This is a genomic window from Gordonia sp. (in: high G+C Gram-positive bacteria) (genome assembly GCF_047600565.1).
Classification (GTDB): Bacteria; Actinomycetota; Actinomycetes; order Mycobacteriales; family Mycobacteriaceae; genus Gordonia.
The window spans coordinates 774,751-790,039 of sequence record NZ_JASGKN010000001.1 but is presented as its reverse complement, the minus strand read 5'-3'; the positions used below and the strand labels follow the sequence as shown (position 1 = coordinate 790,039).

The window sequence follows — 15,289 nt, the reverse complement described above, 5'->3', positions numbered from 1 at the left end:
ACCGTACGCGGGTCTCTCCACTCACGGACGTCTCACTGCACTACCGTTTAATGCGTGAGCGCATTCCGCACGATTCGCACCGTTTCGGTCCTCGTTCTGCTGGGCGCTGCCGCGGTCGCCGGATGCGCTCGCAGTGACGGACAGTCCCCCGCCGATCCGTCGATGCTGGCCGGTACGACCTTCCTGGCGAGCGCCGACGGGGTGACCGGTCCCCCGATTCCCGGGGGCGGCCCCCTCGAGGTGTCCTTCCCGGAGAAGGACCGGATCAGCGCCACCGCCGGCTGCAATCGGCACAACGGCGGTGTGTCCTTCGACGGGCACACCCTGACCGCGGGACCGCTCGCCTCGACGATGATGGCCTGCCCGGGCGAGCGGATGCAGGCCGATGCCTGGCTCGCCGACCTGTTCTCGGCACCGCTGCAGTGGTCGGTCGGCGACGACCACGTCCTCACGCTCTCGCGCGGAGACCGGACCGTGCGTCTGGCCCCGCGCCGGGATCTGCCGCTGGAGGGCACCACGTGGAAGGTCACCGCCCTGGTCCGCAACCAGGGCGTCGAGTCGTCGGTGGCCCTGAACGACGCCGCACCGCACCTGACGATCGATGACGGACGGGCGTCCGGCTTCGCCGGCTGCAACGACTTCGGCGGTCCGGCGACCGTGTCCGGCGACACCGTCGACTTCGGACGACCGGTCGCCACCGTGAAGGCCTGCGCCCCGGAGATCAACGACGTCGAGGGCGCGGTCCTGTCCGTGCTCACCGGCGCGGTGAAGTACGCGATCGAGGGCGATCAGCTCTCGCTCACCAACGTCGCGAGCCCGGACCTCGGTCTGCGGCTGACGGCGAACTGACTGAAAGGTCGCCACCATGACCAAGACTCCCGTCACCGTCGCCGTCACCGGTGCCGCCGGAACCATCGGCTACGCCGTGCTCTTCCGCATCGCCTCCGGCGCCATACTGGGCGACGACCAACCGGTGAATCTGCGGCTCCTGGAACTCCCGCAGGCGGTGTCGGCTGCCGAGGGCACCGCCATGGAGCTCGCCGACTGCGCGTTCGGCCTGCTGGGCGAGGTCGACGTGTTCGATGATCCGCGCCGGGCCTTCGACGGGGTGAACGTCGCACTGCTGATCGGGGCCAAACCGCGCTCGGAGGGCATGGAACGCGCGGATCTCCTGTCGGCCAACGCGTCGATCTTCTCGGCGCAGGGCGCCGTGCTGAACGAGGTGGCCGCCTCCGACGTGCGGGTGACCGTGGTCGGAAACCCGGCCAACACCAACGCCGCGATCGCCGCCCGCCACGCCCCGGACATCCCGGCGGAGCGCTTCAGCGCCCTCACCCGGCTCGATCACAACCGCGCGGTCGCCCAGTTCGCGGCGAAGGCGCAGACACCCGTCTCGCAGGTCGGTGGCCTCACCATCTGGGGCAATCATTCGGCCACGCAGTACCCGGACGTGTTCCATGCGTACGCGGGCGCGGTGTCCGGCGCCGATCTGGCCGCCGATCGTGCCTGGCTGGTCGACGACTTCATTCCGACCGTCGCTCAGCGCGGTTCGGCGATCATCGCCGCCCGCGGCGCCTCCTCGGCGGCGTCGGCCGCCAACGCGACCATCGAACACACCCGGGACTGGGTGCTGGGCACCGACGGCGACTCCTGGACGTCCGCCGCCATCGTCTCCCCCGGGGCGTACGGCGTGCCCGAGGGCCTCGTCTGCTCGTTCCCGGTGCGCTCGGTCGACGGCGACTGGACGATCGTGGACGGCCTGGAGATCAACGACTTCTCCCGCGAGCGGATCGACGCCTCGGTGGCCGAACTGCAGTCCGAGATCGCGGCCGTCGACGCCCTCGATTCCTGATCGGCTGCCGAACCTAAGGTTGAACCATGGCTAAGAAGAAGCGCGCCCGGAAGCTGTCGAAAGCGGCCTACGAAGCCGAACTGTTCCGGTTGCAGACCGAGCTGGTGGCCCTGCAGGAGTGGGTCCGCGAATCGGGCGAGCGGATCGTCGTGATCTTCGAGGGACGCGATGCGGCCGGCAAGGGCGGCGCGATCAAGCGCATCACCCAGTTCCTCTCGCCGCGCGTGTGCCGCGTCGAGGCGCTGCCGGCACCCACCGATCGCGAGCGCGGCCAGTGGTACTACCAGCGCTATGTGGCCAAGCTGCCCGCCCCCGGCGAGATCGTGCTGTTCGACCGGTCCTGGTACAACCGGGCCGGTGTCGAGAAGGTGATGGGTTTCTGCACCCCCGAGGAGCACACCCGATTCCTGCGCCAGACGCCGATCTTCGAGCAGATGCTCATCGACGACGGCATCGCGTTGCGCAAGTACTGGTTCTCGGTGTCCGACGACGAACAGTTGCGCCGGTTCCGCGCCCGCCGCGACGATCCGGTCCGTCAGTGGAAGCTGAGTCCGATGGACCTGGAATCGGTCTACCGCTGGGAGGACTATTCGCGCGCCAAGGACGAGATGATGGTGCACACCGACACCTCGGCGAGCCCGTGGTTCGTCGTCGAGTCGGACAACAAGAAGGCCGCGCGGCTCAACATGATCGCGCACCTGCTGTCCACCATCGACTACCAGCCGGTGCCGCATCCCGAGGTGAAGCTGCCGAAGAAGCCGCTCCCGTCGAGCAACTACGTGCGTCCGCCGCGCTCGCTGTCGAAGTTCGTCCCCGACCACGTCGCCACCCTGCTCGGCGACCGCGACGACTGATTCATGGCCGTCGATCTGGCGTCACTGCGCCATCGTGCCCGCCGCGCCGTCGAGTCCCGCGATCTGATCTATCTGGTCTCTCCGGCAGGCCACCCGAACTACGGCGACGAACTGATCGCCGAGGCCTGGCTCACATACCTGGCACGTCACCGGCCGCTGGCGACGGTGGTCGTGGACAGTCCGCGGCCCGGACAGGCCGCACTGCTGCTGCGGCATGCGAACCGCCGGGCGATCTTCGTCAGCACGCTGTGGGAACTGACCCGGTATTCGGCCCAGGACCCGCCCCCCGCCGACGTCGATCCCGCACAGCCGTGGGACTGGGCGGCGCGGGCCGCGAGCAGATTCGGCCCGGCACCGATGGAGGGACACGGCGTGGACCTGCTGCTGCGCGCCACGACTCTTCACCTGGTGGGCGGCGGCTACGTCAACGCGGTCTGGCCGCACCAGGTGGCCCTGGTCGCGGCGATCGCCGAAGTCGCCCGCACCACGGGCGCACGCGCGGTCGGCACGGGTCTGGGCCTGACACCCCCGGTGCCGGGCCTCGCGGGAGAACGGCTGCGCACCGACGCCGCGGCGTTCGAGGTCATCGACGTCCGTGACCGCCCGTCGATGGACCTCCTCGATCAGATTCCGGGCGCGTCGTTCGACGGCGACGACGCCTGGCTGTCGCCACGGGTCCGGCGCCCCAAACGCCCCGGCCGCAGCGACCCGGTGATCCTGTGCGCTCAGGGCGATCTCACCGACGACTTCCGTCGCGGCGATCGGACCGGTCTGCCCGCGCTGGCCGAGTTCATCGAGGCGACCCTGGACGCCTGGAGCGTTCCGGGTCACGACGTCACCGTCGTCGAAGGCATGCCCGCGTCGGACCGGAAGGTGGCCGATCTGCTCGGCGATCGGCTCGCCGGCGCCACCGTCGTCCCCTTCATCGACGTGTGGCGCGACGGTCTGCCGACCGGCACCGGCGCCACCTGGCTGAGTACCCGGTTCCACCCGCACCTGTTGGCTGCCGCCTCTGGGGACAGTGGCGTCGCCATCGTGCCCAAGCCCGACTACTACGGCACCAAACACGCCTCCCTCATCGAAGCCGGCAGCGCCTGGACCCTCGCCGCCGACGGCGACACGATTCCCGATCGCCCCACCGCCGGCGGATTCTCCGCCGACGCGGTGCGCACGGCGCAGAAGACGAAGACCGACCTGGCCGCCCGGCTCTATCCGGCGGGCGTCCGTCTGCGCTGATCGCGGTTCGGTCTGATCACGCTCCGCACCGATCCCGGTATGGTTCCCCCATGCCCGACACTCCTCCCGGCGATCAGACGCCGGCGCCTGCCGAGCCCGTGACCGCTGCCGCCGTCACCGACGACGGCAACTCGAAGACACCGCTGGTCGACAAATTCACCCGGTCACTGCTCCGCATGGCCAAGGCCTTGCGTCTGCTGCTGGCCACCCTGGCGGTACTCGCCGCCCTCGTCGGCGTCGCCGCACTCGTCGTCGGGCTGTGCGCGTGGCACGACTGGTTCCACTGGCATCTGCCGCTGGGCGTTCTGCTGGTGGTGCTGGTCTGCCTGCCGGCCATGCTGCTGCCGTTCTATGTGCACCGGCGGACGCTGCCGCTCACTCGCGCGGTCGAACACCCCAACGAGTTGCTGTCTCAGGCCCGTGAATACGCCGGGAGCCTGAACATCCGCACCGGTTCAGACCTCTCGGACTTCACCGCGGTCGCCAAGAAGCGGGGCCGCTTCCGTCCCAGCAACCTGTGGAAGATGACCCGGAGTCTCACCAAGTTCACCGAGCAGGTCCAGCCCAACCGGCAGACCGAGCCGCTCCTCGCCGCCTTCATGCCCAGCTATCTCTCCGACCTGTGGCTGATCGTGCTGATCACCGGCTGGGCTCTGCTCACCGCCGTCGCGCTGCTGGTCGTCTCCGTTCTCGCCCTGGTCTTCGGCTGGCATCCCTGATCGCGCGACGTCGCGGCGTACCGCGACGACCACGATGCCGATCGTGAGGAGCTGAAGCAGGCCGCCGCCCACCAGCGGCGCGCGCGGCCCGAAGATCTCGGCGAGCCAGCCGAGCAGCGGTGACCCGAGCGGGGTGCCGCCCATCAGCACCGTCATGTACAGCGCCATCACCCGGCCGCGGACCTGCGGATCGACGCTGGTCTGGATGTACATGTTGGCCGCGGTCAGCGTGAGCAGCGTCGTCACGCCCATCACCGGAAGAATCGCCGCATACCAGCCGTAGCCGGGCGCGAGACCGGACAGTGCGATGAGCGCGCCGACGATGACCGACATCACCACCACGAAACGCAGGGTCGGGGCCTTCGCACGGCGGGCGGCGATCAACGCACCCAGCAGCGAACCGATCCCCATGATGGAGCCGACCAGTCCGTACGCCTCGGCACCGAGATGGAACTGGTTGCGCACCATCAGAGCGTTGGTCATCTGGAAGTTCATGCCGAAGGTGCCGACGGCGAACGCCACCCCGAGCGCGATCATCAGATCCGGGCGCCGCCGGATGTAGGTGAAGCCCTCGCGCAGCTGACCTTTCGCCCTCGGCAGCGGAACCGTCGGGGTCAACTGGTCGCGGTGCAGCAGGGCCAAAGCCAGCAGGAACGCGAGATAGCTGACCGCGTTGGTCAGAATCGCCCATCCCGCACCGGCCGACGCCATGATGAGTCCGGCCACGCCCGGACCGATCAGCCGGGCGGCGTTGAACGATGAACTGTTCAGTCCGATCGCGTTGGTGAGGTGGTCGGGGCCGGCCACCTCGGACACGAACGACTGGCGCGCGGGCGCGTCCAGGGCGGAACCGATGCCGAAGATGAAGGCGAACAGATAGACGTGCCAGGTGGTGGCCGTCCCGGTCACGGCCAGGAGGCCGAGTCCCAGCGCCGACAGCGCCATCCACGACTGCGTGACCATGAGGAGTTTGCGCTTGTCGAAGCGGTCGGCGAGAAGTCCGCCGACCGGAGACAGCAGCAGCGCGGGCAGGAATTGAAGAGCCGTGGTGATGCCGACCGCCATGGCCGAACCGCCGGACAGGGACAGTACGAGCCAGTCCTGGGCGACGCGCTGAATCCACGTGCCGATGTTGGAGACGAAGGCTCCGGTGACGTAGAGGCGGAAGTTGGGTACCGCGAGGGCGGCGAACGTCTGGCTTCTCACCTTCGTCAACGCCGATCGGCCTCCTCGTGTCTCCGAAGAGGTTCAACGAACGAGTCGCGCGGATTGTTCCCGGTATCCGCCGGCCGCCGGTCGGGTCAGGGTCGGCGTCAGAGTGGCGCGGGCGCCGTCCCGCTCCCGAACGGGCGTCCACCCAGCGCCTCCCGGCCGTGGGGCGTGCTCCATCCCGACGGGTCGGGCCCGGCGGGCACGATGCCGGACGGATTCAGATCGCGATGGACCTCGTAGTAGTGCCGCTTGATGTGGTCGAAGTTCACCGAGTCGCCGAATCCGGGCGTCTGGTACAGGTCGCGGGCATAGGCCCACAGCACCGGCATCTCGCTGAGTTTGCTGCGGTTGCATTTGAAGTGCCCGTGGTAGACGGCGTCGAATCGGGCGAGGGTGGTGAACAGCCGGATATCGGCCTCGGTGATCGTGTCGCCCACCAGATAGCGCTGCGTCGCCAGCCGCTCCGACAGGGCGTCCAGCTGGGCGAAGAGCTGGTCGTAGGCTGCGTCGTACGCAGCCTGGGACCCGGCGAAACCGCACCGGTAGACGCCGTTGTTGACGTCCCGGTAGACGTCGGCGTTCACCGCGTCGATCTCGGCACGCAGATCGTCCGGGTACAGCGCCGGGGCACCCGGCCGGTGGTGGTCGGTCCACTCGGTCTCGAGGTCCAGGGTGATCTGGGCGAAGTCGTTCGTGACGACCGCCCCGGTCGTCTCGTCGACGATGGCCGGCACCGTGATGCCCTTCTCGTAGCCGGGAACCCGAGCGAAGTAGGCGTCCTGCAGTCGCGGAATTCCCAGCACCGGATCGATGCCGTCGGGGTCGAGATCGAACGTCCACGAACGTGTGTCGTGGGTGGGACCGCACACCCCCATCGACAGGACCGGCTCCAAGCCGAGCAGCCGGCGCACGATGATCGCCCGATTGGCCCACGGGCACGCGTAGGACACCACCAGTCGGTAGCGCCCGGGCTCGACCGGGTAGTCGTCCCCGTCGCCGCTCCGGGTGATGCGGGTCTCGATGTAGCGGGTGTCGCGGACGTACGGCTGGTCCGGCACCACATAGGTGCCGGGCTCGCCGTCGGACTCGGCCACGGCGTCTACTTGTCCCCGCCGCCCATCGAGGCATCCAGTTGCGCCGCCACATCGATGTAGCAGGCCTTCTGCACCTCCGGCTTGCGGATCTCCTCGGCCACCGTCTTGGCGATGACCCGTTTGATCTCGGCGTCGACCTGCGCGAGGTTGCGCACGATCTCGCCCCGCATGTTCCGGGAGGCCACATCGACCAGCACGTCCCGCGGCGACGGCGGCTCCACCTCGATACGCACCTCGAGCGGCTTGGCACACCGCACGGTCAGCGGCAGCGTGACCAGACCGTCGACGTCGTAGCGCAGCCGGTCGAGCTTCAGATCGATCAGGAGACCGATCTTGAGCGGCAGCTTCACCAGGAAGGTGATGAGCTGTCCGACGTTACGCGTGATGTCCGGCTGATCGATCTTGACGTCGGCCTTCACGTTCACCAGACCACCCGGACCGGACGGAATCGGGCCGACCTGGAACTCCTCACCGGCGATGTTCGCGAAGGCGTCGGCGATCCGCTCCTCGGTGACCGCCACCTCGAAGAAGGCGCGGCCGAACTCCTCGTACGAGAGGTAGTCGACGTCGCCGGATCCGGCCACGGCGTCCGTGGCGACGGGGGCGACGGTTCCGGCGGACGCGGGCACGGCGTCGGTGACCGGTGCGGCCTCGTCGGACACCGCGGCGGTGGCGTCGGCGGGCGAGCTGAAGTCTGCATCGTTGTCAGGCACGGACCCATCCTTGCCTATCGCGCCCGGAATGCTCCACTTGTTCCGGAGAATCCGTCATGGTCGTCACCGGCGGGGACGATAGGAGGCATCCGGGATGCGCTTCGGGCAGGCACCGCCCGGGAAGGTCAGCAGCTCGAAATGCCACCATTCGTTGTCGAAGGGCCGGCACAGCCCGTACCGGTTGCCGTTGCGCTGCAGCCACGCCGCTCCGCGCGCAGGCTTCACATCGATCGCTTCACCGCTCACATGGGTCGAATCCCGGGGCGGGAGCACCCAGCGACGCGTCTCCTGCGGCGACCCGTAGGTGGCCAGGCCCTCCCGCCAGAGCTGCTGCTGCTCGGCGACGCTGCGCTTGCCCGAGTTGATCGACAGCGGAACACCCTGGGCGTGGGCGTCGTTGGCAGCGAGCGTGTACGCGGTGGCCAGCTGCGGGGTCAGTCCCGCGGTGCCGGGAGCCAGTGGGATGCCGAGCAGGTTCGCACGCCCCTTGTCGGCGTGGGCGGGCGCGGCGGCCACCAGCGTTCCGGTTGCGGCGGCCGCCGCGACGGCGACGACGGCCAGGTTCCGACGCAGATTCATCGGTACTCCTTCTGCTCTGACAGTGCGACTCATTGTGCCACTCGCTGAAATCATTCATTTCTGTGACCGGCGCCACTACCATCGCGGCATGGGTCGAGGGAAGCCATACGTCTTTGTCGTGCTGTCCGCGGTGGCGGCGTTGCTGCTGTCGCCGGTGCCCGCTCAGGCGGCGCCCTGGGAGCCGCCCAACATGATGGCGGTGCCGCCCCAGGTGCCCGAAGCCATCGACGGGGTGGTCCCGCCGGCGCCGTATCCGAAGGTCGATCCGATTCCGCAGCGTGCGCAAGCACCCGGCTTCGACAAGACGACCCTGCAGCTGCGCAACGCGATCCTTCCCGACCCGGTGGGCGATCCGATGTTCGATCGGTGGCCGTCGAAGGCGTCGCTGGCCGGCCAGAAGAACGGCGACCTGATCGCCCAGCGCGATGTGACCGGCACGGCGGGCATCGTGGTCACCGCCCCGATCACCCGCGCGCGACTGATCAAGTTCCGGTCGACCGACGCGCTGGACCAGCCGATCTTCGCGACGGCGACGGTCATCGAGCCCCGGGCGGCGTGGGACGGGCCGGGACCGCGCCCGATCCTCGTCAACAACCTGCCGATCGATTCGCTGGGCGCCGCCTGCACGTCGGGCGTCACCCTCGCGCACGGCTTCGGGATCACCACCGGGGCGACCGACCTGATCCCGCCCACCACACAGCTGGCGCTGGCGCGCGGCTACACCGTCATCATCCCGGACCATCAGGGACCCCGGATGGCCTATGCCGAGCCGAATCTGGCGGGCCACATCATCCTCGACTCGATCCGGGCGGCGGGCAACCTCGATCACGCCCGATTCGGTGAGAGCCGGGTCGCGATGACCGGTTACTCCGGCGGCGCGATCGCCAGCAACGGTGCCGCGAAACTGCTCGGCGGTTACGCCCCCGATCTCGTGGGCCGGATGGTGGGCGCCGCGTACGGCGGCGTCCCGGCCGACTTCCACATGCTGGTCGGCAGCATGAACGCGAATCTCGCGACCGGCCTGTTCCACGCCGCGACGCTGGGGATCGCGCGCGAACAACCCTCGATCCTGCCGATGGCGAATCACTTCGCCCAGTGGCTGGCGACGTCACCGCTGAAGAACGTCTGCATCATTCCGGAGGCGCTAGCCGGTCAGACGTTCTTCCCGATGCAGTTGATGTCGAACGATCCGGATCCGTTCCATTCGCCGGCGGCTGAGCAGATCTACAAGGTCACGAAGATGGCCGGCAAGAAGGCCGAGGTTCCCCTGTACATCTACAACGGTGCGCAGGAGTTCTGGATCCCGGCCCAGGCGGCCCGGAACCTGTACCACGAGCAGTGCCGGCTCGGAGCGAACGCGACCTATCGCGAGGTGTTCGGCGAACACGTGATCGCGGCCGTCACCGGCTATCCGGAAGCGCTGACCTGGCTGGACGCTCGGCTTCGCGGTATTCCGGCCACGAGCGAGTGTCCCCGGCACTGACCGTGCCGCCTGGATGCTCGTATCCTGGAGATCTCATGAGCGCACCCGTGCGGATCCGGCGGATCTACGACGAGCCCTCCACCGACGACGGGGCCCGGGTCCTGGTGGACCGCCTCTGGCCGCGGGGTATCAGCAAGGAGCGCGCCGCCCTCGACGAGTGGTGCAAGACGGTCGCGCCGTCGACGGAACTGCGGCGGTGGTACGCGCACGATCCGGCGCGGTTCGACGAGTTCGACCGCCGGTACCGCGCCGAACTCGAGTCCGGAGACGACCAGACCGCTGGGCTCGCACATCTGCGAGAGCTGGCGACGGACGGGGTGTTGACGCTACTGACCGCGACGAAGGATCCGGCGCTCAGTGAGGCCGAGGTCCTCCGCCGGATCCTCACCGGGGGCTGAGTGCTCCGGCGGTCAGAGGATCTCCGGTTCGACGTTCACGCGCCGCCTGATCAACCTCTGCATCTGGGCCGCCAGCCATTCGGTGGACAACCGCTGGGTAGCGATGGAGCGGCGTGCGGCGGCGATGTCGACGATGTCCGGCCGGGTCGGTAGACAGGCGGCCCCGTAAACGGCGATCACGGCATCGACGGTGCTGGAGGAACTCACGCCGAACGTATACGCACCCACCTGCATGTCGAGCCCGTCCTCTGTCAATGCGTCGACCAGGCTCACCGCGGCCTGCAGGATGGTCGGCCGAGGACCGCCGCGGCAGGCCCGTCGTTTCTCGTTCATACCGGGATCATGCATCGCCCCTCCGACAGAGGGCGCCGTGACCGACGCCTGACCCGCCCGGCGTTTCAAAGCAGTGCGATGCCGTGACCGAGACTCTGTGCGGCGAGCATGGTCATCAGAGTCGCGACCACGGCGGTGCCGTGCTTGGCGAGCCAGGTGTGCACGGCCTCGAGCATCCCGTCCATCCTGTGTCCGGCGATCAGATAGGCGATCACCGGCACCGCCACCGTCGAGATGCCGATGACCGTGAAGACCGTGATGGCCACCGCCTGGGTGGCGGCCGGCTGGCCGGCGACCGAGAACCCGGCATCGAGATCCAGCAGCGCACCCTTGATGTTCAGGAAGCCGAGGCCGAAGCCGATCACCAGCGCTTTGCCCGGGCTCATCGACTCGATGGCCGTCATCCACTTCGGCTGTTCGGTCTGCGCACCCTTGGACGGAACCGACCGCCAGGACAGGTACGCCAGATACGCGAAGACGATGCCGATCACGAGCGGCATGGCCTTCGACAGCCATCCGTCCCCGTTCGCCTGCTGATCGTGTGGGAGTGCCGAGCCCACCAGCGCCGCCGGCACCACGATCGCCAGGATGCCGAGGGTCCAGCCCAGCAGGTACATCGGTCCGGCGACCCGGGCGCGCCTGGTCAGCAGAAGGAGGATCGCTCCGATGATCGGTACGGGAGAGATCGCGATTCCCACGGCGTAGGGCAAGACGGTTCCGATGGCGCCGTTCATCCGGCTCCCCCTTCGTGTTCGAGACCGCGAGTCGTCGGCGACTCGACGCCCACAACGTAACAGCGCGGACTACGCTTTCGTCATGAAACTCCAGGCCCGCGCCCAGCGGCGCACCGGCGAGGGACTCAAGCGACTCACCGCGTTCACCGACGCGGTCGTGGCGATCGCCCTGACCCTTCTGGTGCTGCCGCTCACCGACCTGGCCGACGATCGCCATCCGCCGGAACAGACCGTGTGGTCGTTCCTCGCGGCGAACTCGGACACGCTCATCTCGTTCGGCGTCAGCTTCGCCGTCATCTGGGTGATGTGGCGACACCATCACCGGTTGATCGAGTACTTCGCGACCTACGACGACACCCTGGTCCGGCTCCATTTCGTCTGGCTGCTGACGATCGTCGTGATGCCGTTCTCCACCGCGTTGATGTCGTCGCCGCTGCGCTGGGCCAGCACCCTGTACATCGCGGTCCTGTTCGTCTCGGCGGGCATCCTGCTCGCCATGCGCTGGTGGGGTGTGCGCCATCCCGATCTCCTCGAACCCGGGGCGTCACGCGATGAGTTCGTCGCCGAGGGCATCGACTACACGAGTGTCGGGTTGCTCGCGGTCGCGATGGCGGTCAGCGCGGTCTGGCCCGACAGCGGCGAGGAGCCGCTGCTGATCCTGTTGCTGGGATTCCCTCTCGGCGCACTGCGGGACCGTCGGCGCGCCGCACGCGGCGACACGGTAGGCGTGGACGGATGAACGACGTCAACGCCAACGACGTCCTCGCGTTCTTCGTCGAACTCGCGGCGCTCGTCCTGCTGGGCGTCTGGGGCTGGCATGTCGGTGCCGACGGTTCGTGGACCCGGCCGCTGCTGGCCGTGCTGTTCGTCGCCGTCGCCATCGGCCTCTGGGCGTTGTTCGCCGCCCCGAAGGCGCGGATCCAGGATCCGACGCTGACGCTGCTCACCAAGGTGGCGGTGCTGGGCGCCAGCGTGGTGGCCGCGTTCGTGGTCCTCGGCAACCCCGGCCTGGCCGGAGTGTGGGCGGCCCTGGTCGCGGTCAACCTGATCCTGACCTACCGCGGGCCGTACGCCCGCGGTTGATCCGGTCCTCGCGTCAGGAGAAACGGATCTCCAGGGTCGCCATGCCGAAGATCTTCTTGCCGCCGGACTTGGCGGTCAGGATCACGACGCCGCTGCGCGTCTCCTCGTCGAGGGACTTGATGCGGCCGCCGTATTCGACGTCGCCGCCCTCGGCCGGAACGATCGCCGGGGCAGACAGGCGCACCGCGTAGCGCTGGACGGCGCCCGGGTCGCCCGACCAGTCCGAGATGACGCCCGCACCGAGTCCCATGGTCAGCATGCCGTGGGCGATGACGTCGGGCAGTCCGGCCAGCTTGGCGATGTCCTCGTCCCAGTGGATCGGGTTGGCGTCACCGGAGACGCCGGCGTAGTTCACCAGGTCGCCGCGTGCCAGACCCGTGTGGTGCTCGGGGATCTCGTCGCCCTTGGTGAGACCGTCGAAGCTCAGCGAGTTCGGCGTGCGGGTGCGGCCGATCTCCGACTGCTTCGGGGCCTCCCCCTCGCGCACGGTCTTCACGTAGTTCTGTGCCGATTCCTCGGCGGTCAGGATGTCGACGTCGTGCATCATCACCTTGCGCACGGCCGGCGTGATGTTCGGATCGACCTCGTCGGCGCTGACGCCGACGACGGTGGTGTGCATCGTGTGCACGGTCTCGCCGTTCTGGTCGACGAAGGTGTTGGTGATGGTGATCATGTCCTTGCCGGCGATCTGGCGCACCGACGACAGCTCGACGTCGGTCTGCAGGACGTCACCGGCGACGATCGGCCGGTGCTGCTCGAATACCTGCTCGGTCTGAACATAGGTCTCGTAGCCGACGACCACGGTCTCCATCAGCTTCTGGTTGGCCGCCATCGCCGGAATGGAGGTGAACGTGATCGGCGCGACGAGTCCGCTGTAGCCGGCGGCCTTCGCCGCGTCTTCGTCCCAGTGCACGGGGTTGTCGTCCTGCACTGCGCGCGCGTACTCGCGGATCTTCTCGCGTCCGACTTCGTACGTGTAGTCGGCCTTGTAGTAGTGGCCGACTCGTTCCAGCAGCCCGGGGGCCTCCGCCGTGGTCATCGATTCTCCCAACCGTTTCGCGTAACGGACCGAGTCTAGTCCGTTCCCGCGCCGATCAGGACGACGGCCTTGCCGCGCACCTTTCCGTCGGCGAGATCGGTGAGAGCCTGCGGGAGGTCCGCCAGGGAGTAGGTGGCGTCGACGGGCGGCCGCATGCCGTCGGCGATCATCTCGGCGAGCTCCTCGTGCAGGAGCCCGGGCACGTCCGGGTGCGTGCGGATGTATTCGCCCCAGGCGGCACCGACGATCGAGATGTTGCGGAACAGGACCCGATTCAGTTTGACCGTCGGGATGCCGCCGGCGGCGAAACCGATCACCACATAGCGGCCGTCCGGGGCCAGCACTCGCAGCGCGTCGTCGAAGACGTCGCCGCCGACCGGATCGATCACGACGTCCGCACCGCCGTCGGACAGCTCCTTGACCTTCTGTCCCCAGCCGTCGACCAGTTGCACCACCTCGTCGGCGCCCGCGGCACGCAACATGTCGTCGGCGCCGGTGCGATGGACGACGGCGATGACCGTCGCGCCCATCTCCTTGGCCACCCGGATGCCGGCCACGCCGACGCCACCCGCCGCACCCAGAACGACCACGACCTCGCCCGGCGCGGTCTGCGCCCGCAGCTTGAGTGCGAACAGCGCGGTCTGGAAGTTGATGCCCATCGCCGCGCCCTCGGCGAACGTCAGCTGGTCCGGCATCGGCAGAAGCTGAGCCTCGACCGCCGCCACCTTCTCGGCGAAGCCGCCGATGCCCGAGAACACCAGAACCTTGTCGCCGACCGCGTAGCGGCCGCCGTCCGGCGCCTCCCGGACGACGCCGGCCACCTCGGTGCCCGGTGTGAACGGCACCGGCGGGCGCATCTGGTACTCCCCGCGTGAGATCAGAACGTCCGGGAAGCACACGCCGCACGCCTGCACGTCGATCAGATAGCGGTCCGGCCCGGCGACCGGGTCGTCGAGGTCCGTCAGCTCCAGGCCGGACGGACCGGTCTCGGCGGTGAGCAGTTGCGCCTTCATGCCGTCGTCTCCGCGGTGATCCGGTTGGCGGCGAGCCATTCGTCGACGAAGTCCATCGTCTTGGGCAGGTTCGGTGCGACCGTCATCTGATGGCACGATCCGGCGACTTCCCGATAGGTGGCGCGATCACCGTACTTCTTGGCGGTCGCCTTGATCATGGGCGGCACACAGCATTTGTCGAGTTCCCCGGCGAGCAGCAAGACCGGGGTGGTGATCGTGTCGAAGTGGACCGTCGCCGCATGCGTACGGTCGGTGAAGTAGAAGGCCATCTGCCGGTAGACCGTCCCCGATTCCGCGCACAACTGCGTATACATCTCGTCGGCCTTGTCCCGGGGAAGGCTGTTCACGATGTACTCGTTCCACGGCTTCTTGGAGATCGGGAACATCGGCTTGCTGCGCAGCCAGGTGAGCGTGTACCGCGACCACACCTTCGTCGTCGTCGGATACTGGGCGAAGATGCCGGCTGCCGGAGCAGTACCGATCAGGATCTGTCCGCGATTGGGGACCTCCTGCGCGAGGAGTTGGGCGATCAAACCGCCCAGCGAGTGGCCCACGATGAGCGGCGGGGTGTCCATCTTCTCGACGAGCCCCTTCAAGAAGTCGACATAGTCCCGCAGACCGAGCTTCGCCACCCTCTGCGCACAGGCCTGCACGTCGATGTCGTGGGCGTCTCCGTGCTCCGGAAGGTCGGGGGCGTGGACGGTGAAGCCGCGGGCCGTCAGCTCCGGCCCGAACTCGTCCCACGCCTTCGCATTGCTCCAGGTGCCATGAATGAGCAGAACGTCTTGTGCGGGCATGGAATACGGACCTTTCGTGGGGCGGGAACTCGCCCCCGACGCTATCGGCCGAACGATCGACGCGGCAGGTAATCGCCGACTCCGCTGGCCGCGGTCGCCGCCGGGTGCGAGCGACCTGGACCGATACGAGTTCTCGCGGCCGGCCGGTTC

17 protein-coding genes are annotated in these 15,289 nt (G+C 68.4%); 8 read left to right on the top strand and 9 right to left on the bottom strand.

Annotated elements, in window-relative coordinates; genetic code table 11:
• The first annotated feature begins 54 nt into the window (after nt 1-54).
• Genes QM774_RS03845 through QM774_RS03830 form a run of 4 tightly spaced genes read left to right on the top strand, consistent with a single transcriptional unit; the run spans nt 55 to nt 3,942 of the window.
• Nucleotides 55-849, top strand: coding sequence for an META domain-containing protein (locus tag QM774_RS03845; protein ID WP_414974624.1), 795 nt, complete (start codon nt 55-57; stop codon nt 847-849).
• Between the two features lie 16 nt (nt 850-865).
• The gene (locus tag QM774_RS03840) at nt 866-1,852 is read left to right on the top strand and encodes a malate dehydrogenase (RefSeq protein ID WP_414974623.1); all 987 of its coding nucleotides are present in this window, start codon (nt 866-868) and stop codon (nt 1,850-1,852) included.
• 26 nt (nt 1,853-1,878) lie between these two features.
• Nucleotides 1,879-2,706: a polyphosphate kinase 2 gene (ppk2, locus tag QM774_RS03835; RefSeq protein WP_414974622.1), complete on the top strand. Its 828-nt coding sequence runs from the start codon at nt 1,879-1,881 to the stop codon at nt 2,704-2,706.
• Between the two features lie 3 nt (nt 2,707-2,709).
• Entirely contained in the window at nt 2,710-3,942 is a 1,233-nt protein-coding gene (locus QM774_RS03830) for a polysaccharide pyruvyl transferase family protein (RefSeq protein WP_414974621.1), read from the top strand.
• A 455-nt stretch (nt 3,943-4,397) separates the two neighbouring features.
• Here QM774_RS03830 and QM774_RS03825 read toward each other — a convergent pair whose 3' ends face one another.
• From QM774_RS03825 to QM774_RS03810, 4 genes are all read right to left on the bottom strand, one after another.
• Entirely contained in the window at nt 4,398-5,867 is a 1,470-nt protein-coding gene (locus QM774_RS03825) for an MFS transporter (protein WP_414976583.1), read from the bottom strand.
• 107 nt (nt 5,868-5,974) lie between these two features.
• Nucleotides 5,975-6,967 carry a glutathione S-transferase family protein gene (locus QM774_RS03820; RefSeq protein ID WP_414974620.1) on the bottom strand — a complete coding sequence of 331 codons (993 nt, stop codon included), beginning with the start codon at nt 6,965-6,967 and terminating at the stop codon, nt 5,975-5,977.
• Nucleotides 6,968-6,972: 5 nt separating this feature from the next.
• Nucleotides 6,973-7,551, bottom strand: a complete 579-nt coding sequence (locus QM774_RS03815) for a hypothetical protein (protein WP_414976582.1) — start codon at nt 7,549-7,551, stop codon at nt 6,973-6,975.
• A gap of 192 nt (nt 7,552-7,743) precedes the next feature.
• Entirely contained in the window at nt 7,744-8,259 is a 516-nt protein-coding gene (locus QM774_RS03810) for a M15 family metallopeptidase (RefSeq protein ID WP_414974619.1), read from the bottom strand.
• A gap of 88 nt (nt 8,260-8,347) precedes the next feature.
• Here QM774_RS03810 and QM774_RS03805 point away from each other — a divergent pair, with 88 nt between their 5' ends.
• Together QM774_RS03805 and QM774_RS03800 are read left to right on the top strand one after the other, a co-directional pair.
• A complete protein-coding gene (locus QM774_RS03805) occupies nt 8,348-9,742 on the top strand; it encodes a lipase family protein (protein ID WP_414974618.1) in 1,395 nt (464 codons plus the stop codon).
• A 35-nt stretch (nt 9,743-9,777) separates the two neighbouring features.
• Nucleotides 9,778-10,140 (top strand): DUF488 domain-containing protein, encoded by a 363-nt coding sequence (locus tag QM774_RS03800; protein WP_414974617.1) that lies wholly within the window; start codon nt 9,778-9,780, stop codon nt 10,138-10,140.
• 12 nt (nt 10,141-10,152) lie between these two features.
• Here the strand turns inward: QM774_RS03800 and QM774_RS03795 are convergent, their stop codons facing one another.
• Nucleotides 10,153-10,473: a hypothetical protein gene (locus tag QM774_RS03795; RefSeq protein WP_414974616.1), complete on the bottom strand. Its 321-nt coding sequence runs from the start codon at nt 10,471-10,473 to the stop codon at nt 10,153-10,155.
• A 65-nt stretch (nt 10,474-10,538) separates the two neighbouring features.
• Nucleotides 10,539-11,207, bottom strand: coding sequence for a GAP family protein (locus QM774_RS03790; protein WP_414974615.1), 669 nt, complete (start codon nt 11,205-11,207; stop codon nt 10,539-10,541).
• A gap of 82 nt (nt 11,208-11,289) precedes the next feature.
• On the opposite strand from QM774_RS03790, the gene QM774_RS03785 reads away from it, so the two are divergent.
• Entirely contained in the window at nt 11,290-11,946 is a 657-nt protein-coding gene (locus tag QM774_RS03785) for a TMEM175 family protein (RefSeq protein ID WP_414974614.1), read from the top strand.
• Nucleotides 11,943-12,290: a YrdB family protein gene (locus QM774_RS03780; RefSeq protein WP_414974613.1), complete on the top strand. Its 348-nt coding sequence runs from the start codon at nt 11,943-11,945 to the stop codon at nt 12,288-12,290. The genes QM774_RS03785 and QM774_RS03780 overlap by 4 nt, the downstream gene beginning before the upstream one ends.
• A 13-nt stretch (nt 12,291-12,303) precedes the next feature.
• Here the strand turns inward: QM774_RS03780 and QM774_RS03775 are convergent, their stop codons facing one another.
• The 3 genes from QM774_RS03775 to QM774_RS03765 are packed head-to-tail and all read right to left on the bottom strand — an operon-like array spanning nt 12,304 to nt 15,139.
• The gene (locus QM774_RS03775; RefSeq protein WP_414974612.1) at nt 12,304-13,329 is read right to left on the bottom strand and encodes a fused (3R)-hydroxyacyl-ACP dehydratase subunits HadA/HadB; all 1,026 of its coding nucleotides are present in this window, start codon (nt 13,327-13,329) and stop codon (nt 12,304-12,306) included.
• 35 nt (nt 13,330-13,364) lie between these two features.
• Nucleotides 13,365-14,342: an NADPH:quinone oxidoreductase family protein gene (locus tag QM774_RS03770; protein WP_414974611.1), complete on the bottom strand. Its 978-nt coding sequence runs from the start codon at nt 14,340-14,342 to the stop codon at nt 13,365-13,367.
• Nucleotides 14,339-15,139 (bottom strand): alpha/beta hydrolase, encoded by an 801-nt coding sequence (locus QM774_RS03765; RefSeq protein ID WP_414974610.1) that lies wholly within the window; start codon nt 15,137-15,139, stop codon nt 14,339-14,341. The genes QM774_RS03770 and QM774_RS03765 overlap by 4 nt, the downstream gene beginning before the upstream one ends.
• Between the last annotated feature and the right edge of the window lie 150 nt (nt 15,140-15,289).

What these genes read in the sequence shown, in the direction of transcription:
- QM774_RS03840 (WP_414974623.1), top strand. Translation starts at nt 866, where the DNA reads ATGACCAAGACTCCCGTCACCGTCGCCGTCACCGGTGCCGCCGGAACC.
- ppk2 (WP_414974622.1), top strand. Translation starts at nt 1,879, where the DNA reads ATGGCTAAGAAGAAGCGCGCCCGGAAGCTGTCGAAAGCGGCCTACGAA.
- QM774_RS03830 (WP_414974621.1), top strand. Translation starts at nt 2,710, where the DNA reads ATGGCCGTCGATCTGGCGTCACTGCGCCATCGTGCCCGCCGCGCCGTC.
- QM774_RS03810 (WP_414974619.1), bottom strand. Translation starts at nt 8,259, where the DNA reads ATGAATCTGCGTCGGAACCTGGCCGTCGTCGCCGTCGCGGCGGCCGCC.
- QM774_RS03805 (WP_414974618.1), top strand. Translation starts at nt 8,348, where the DNA reads ATGGGTCGAGGGAAGCCATACGTCTTTGTCGTGCTGTCCGCGGTGGCG.
- QM774_RS03800 (WP_414974617.1), top strand. Translation starts at nt 9,778, where the DNA reads ATGAGCGCACCCGTGCGGATCCGGCGGATCTACGACGAGCCCTCCACC.
- QM774_RS03795 (WP_414974616.1), bottom strand. Translation starts at nt 10,473, where the DNA reads ATGAACGAGAAACGACGGGCCTGCCGCGGCGGTCCTCGGCCGACCATC.
- QM774_RS03790 (WP_414974615.1), bottom strand. Translation starts at nt 11,207, where the DNA reads ATGAACGGCGCCATCGGAACCGTCTTGCCCTACGCCGTGGGAATCGCG.
- QM774_RS03785 (WP_414974614.1), top strand. Translation starts at nt 11,290, where the DNA reads ATGAAACTCCAGGCCCGCGCCCAGCGGCGCACCGGCGAGGGACTCAAG.
- QM774_RS03780 (WP_414974613.1), top strand. Translation starts at nt 11,943, where the DNA reads ATGAACGACGTCAACGCCAACGACGTCCTCGCGTTCTTCGTCGAACTC.
- QM774_RS03775 (WP_414974612.1), bottom strand. Translation starts at nt 13,329, where the DNA reads ATGACCACGGCGGAGGCCCCCGGGCTGCTGGAACGAGTCGGCCACTAC.
- QM774_RS03770 (WP_414974611.1), bottom strand. Translation starts at nt 14,342, where the DNA reads ATGAAGGCGCAACTGCTCACCGCCGAGACCGGTCCGTCCGGCCTGGAG.
- QM774_RS03765 (WP_414974610.1), bottom strand. Translation starts at nt 15,139, where the DNA reads ATGCCCGCACAAGACGTTCTGCTCATTCATGGCACCTGGAGCAATGCG.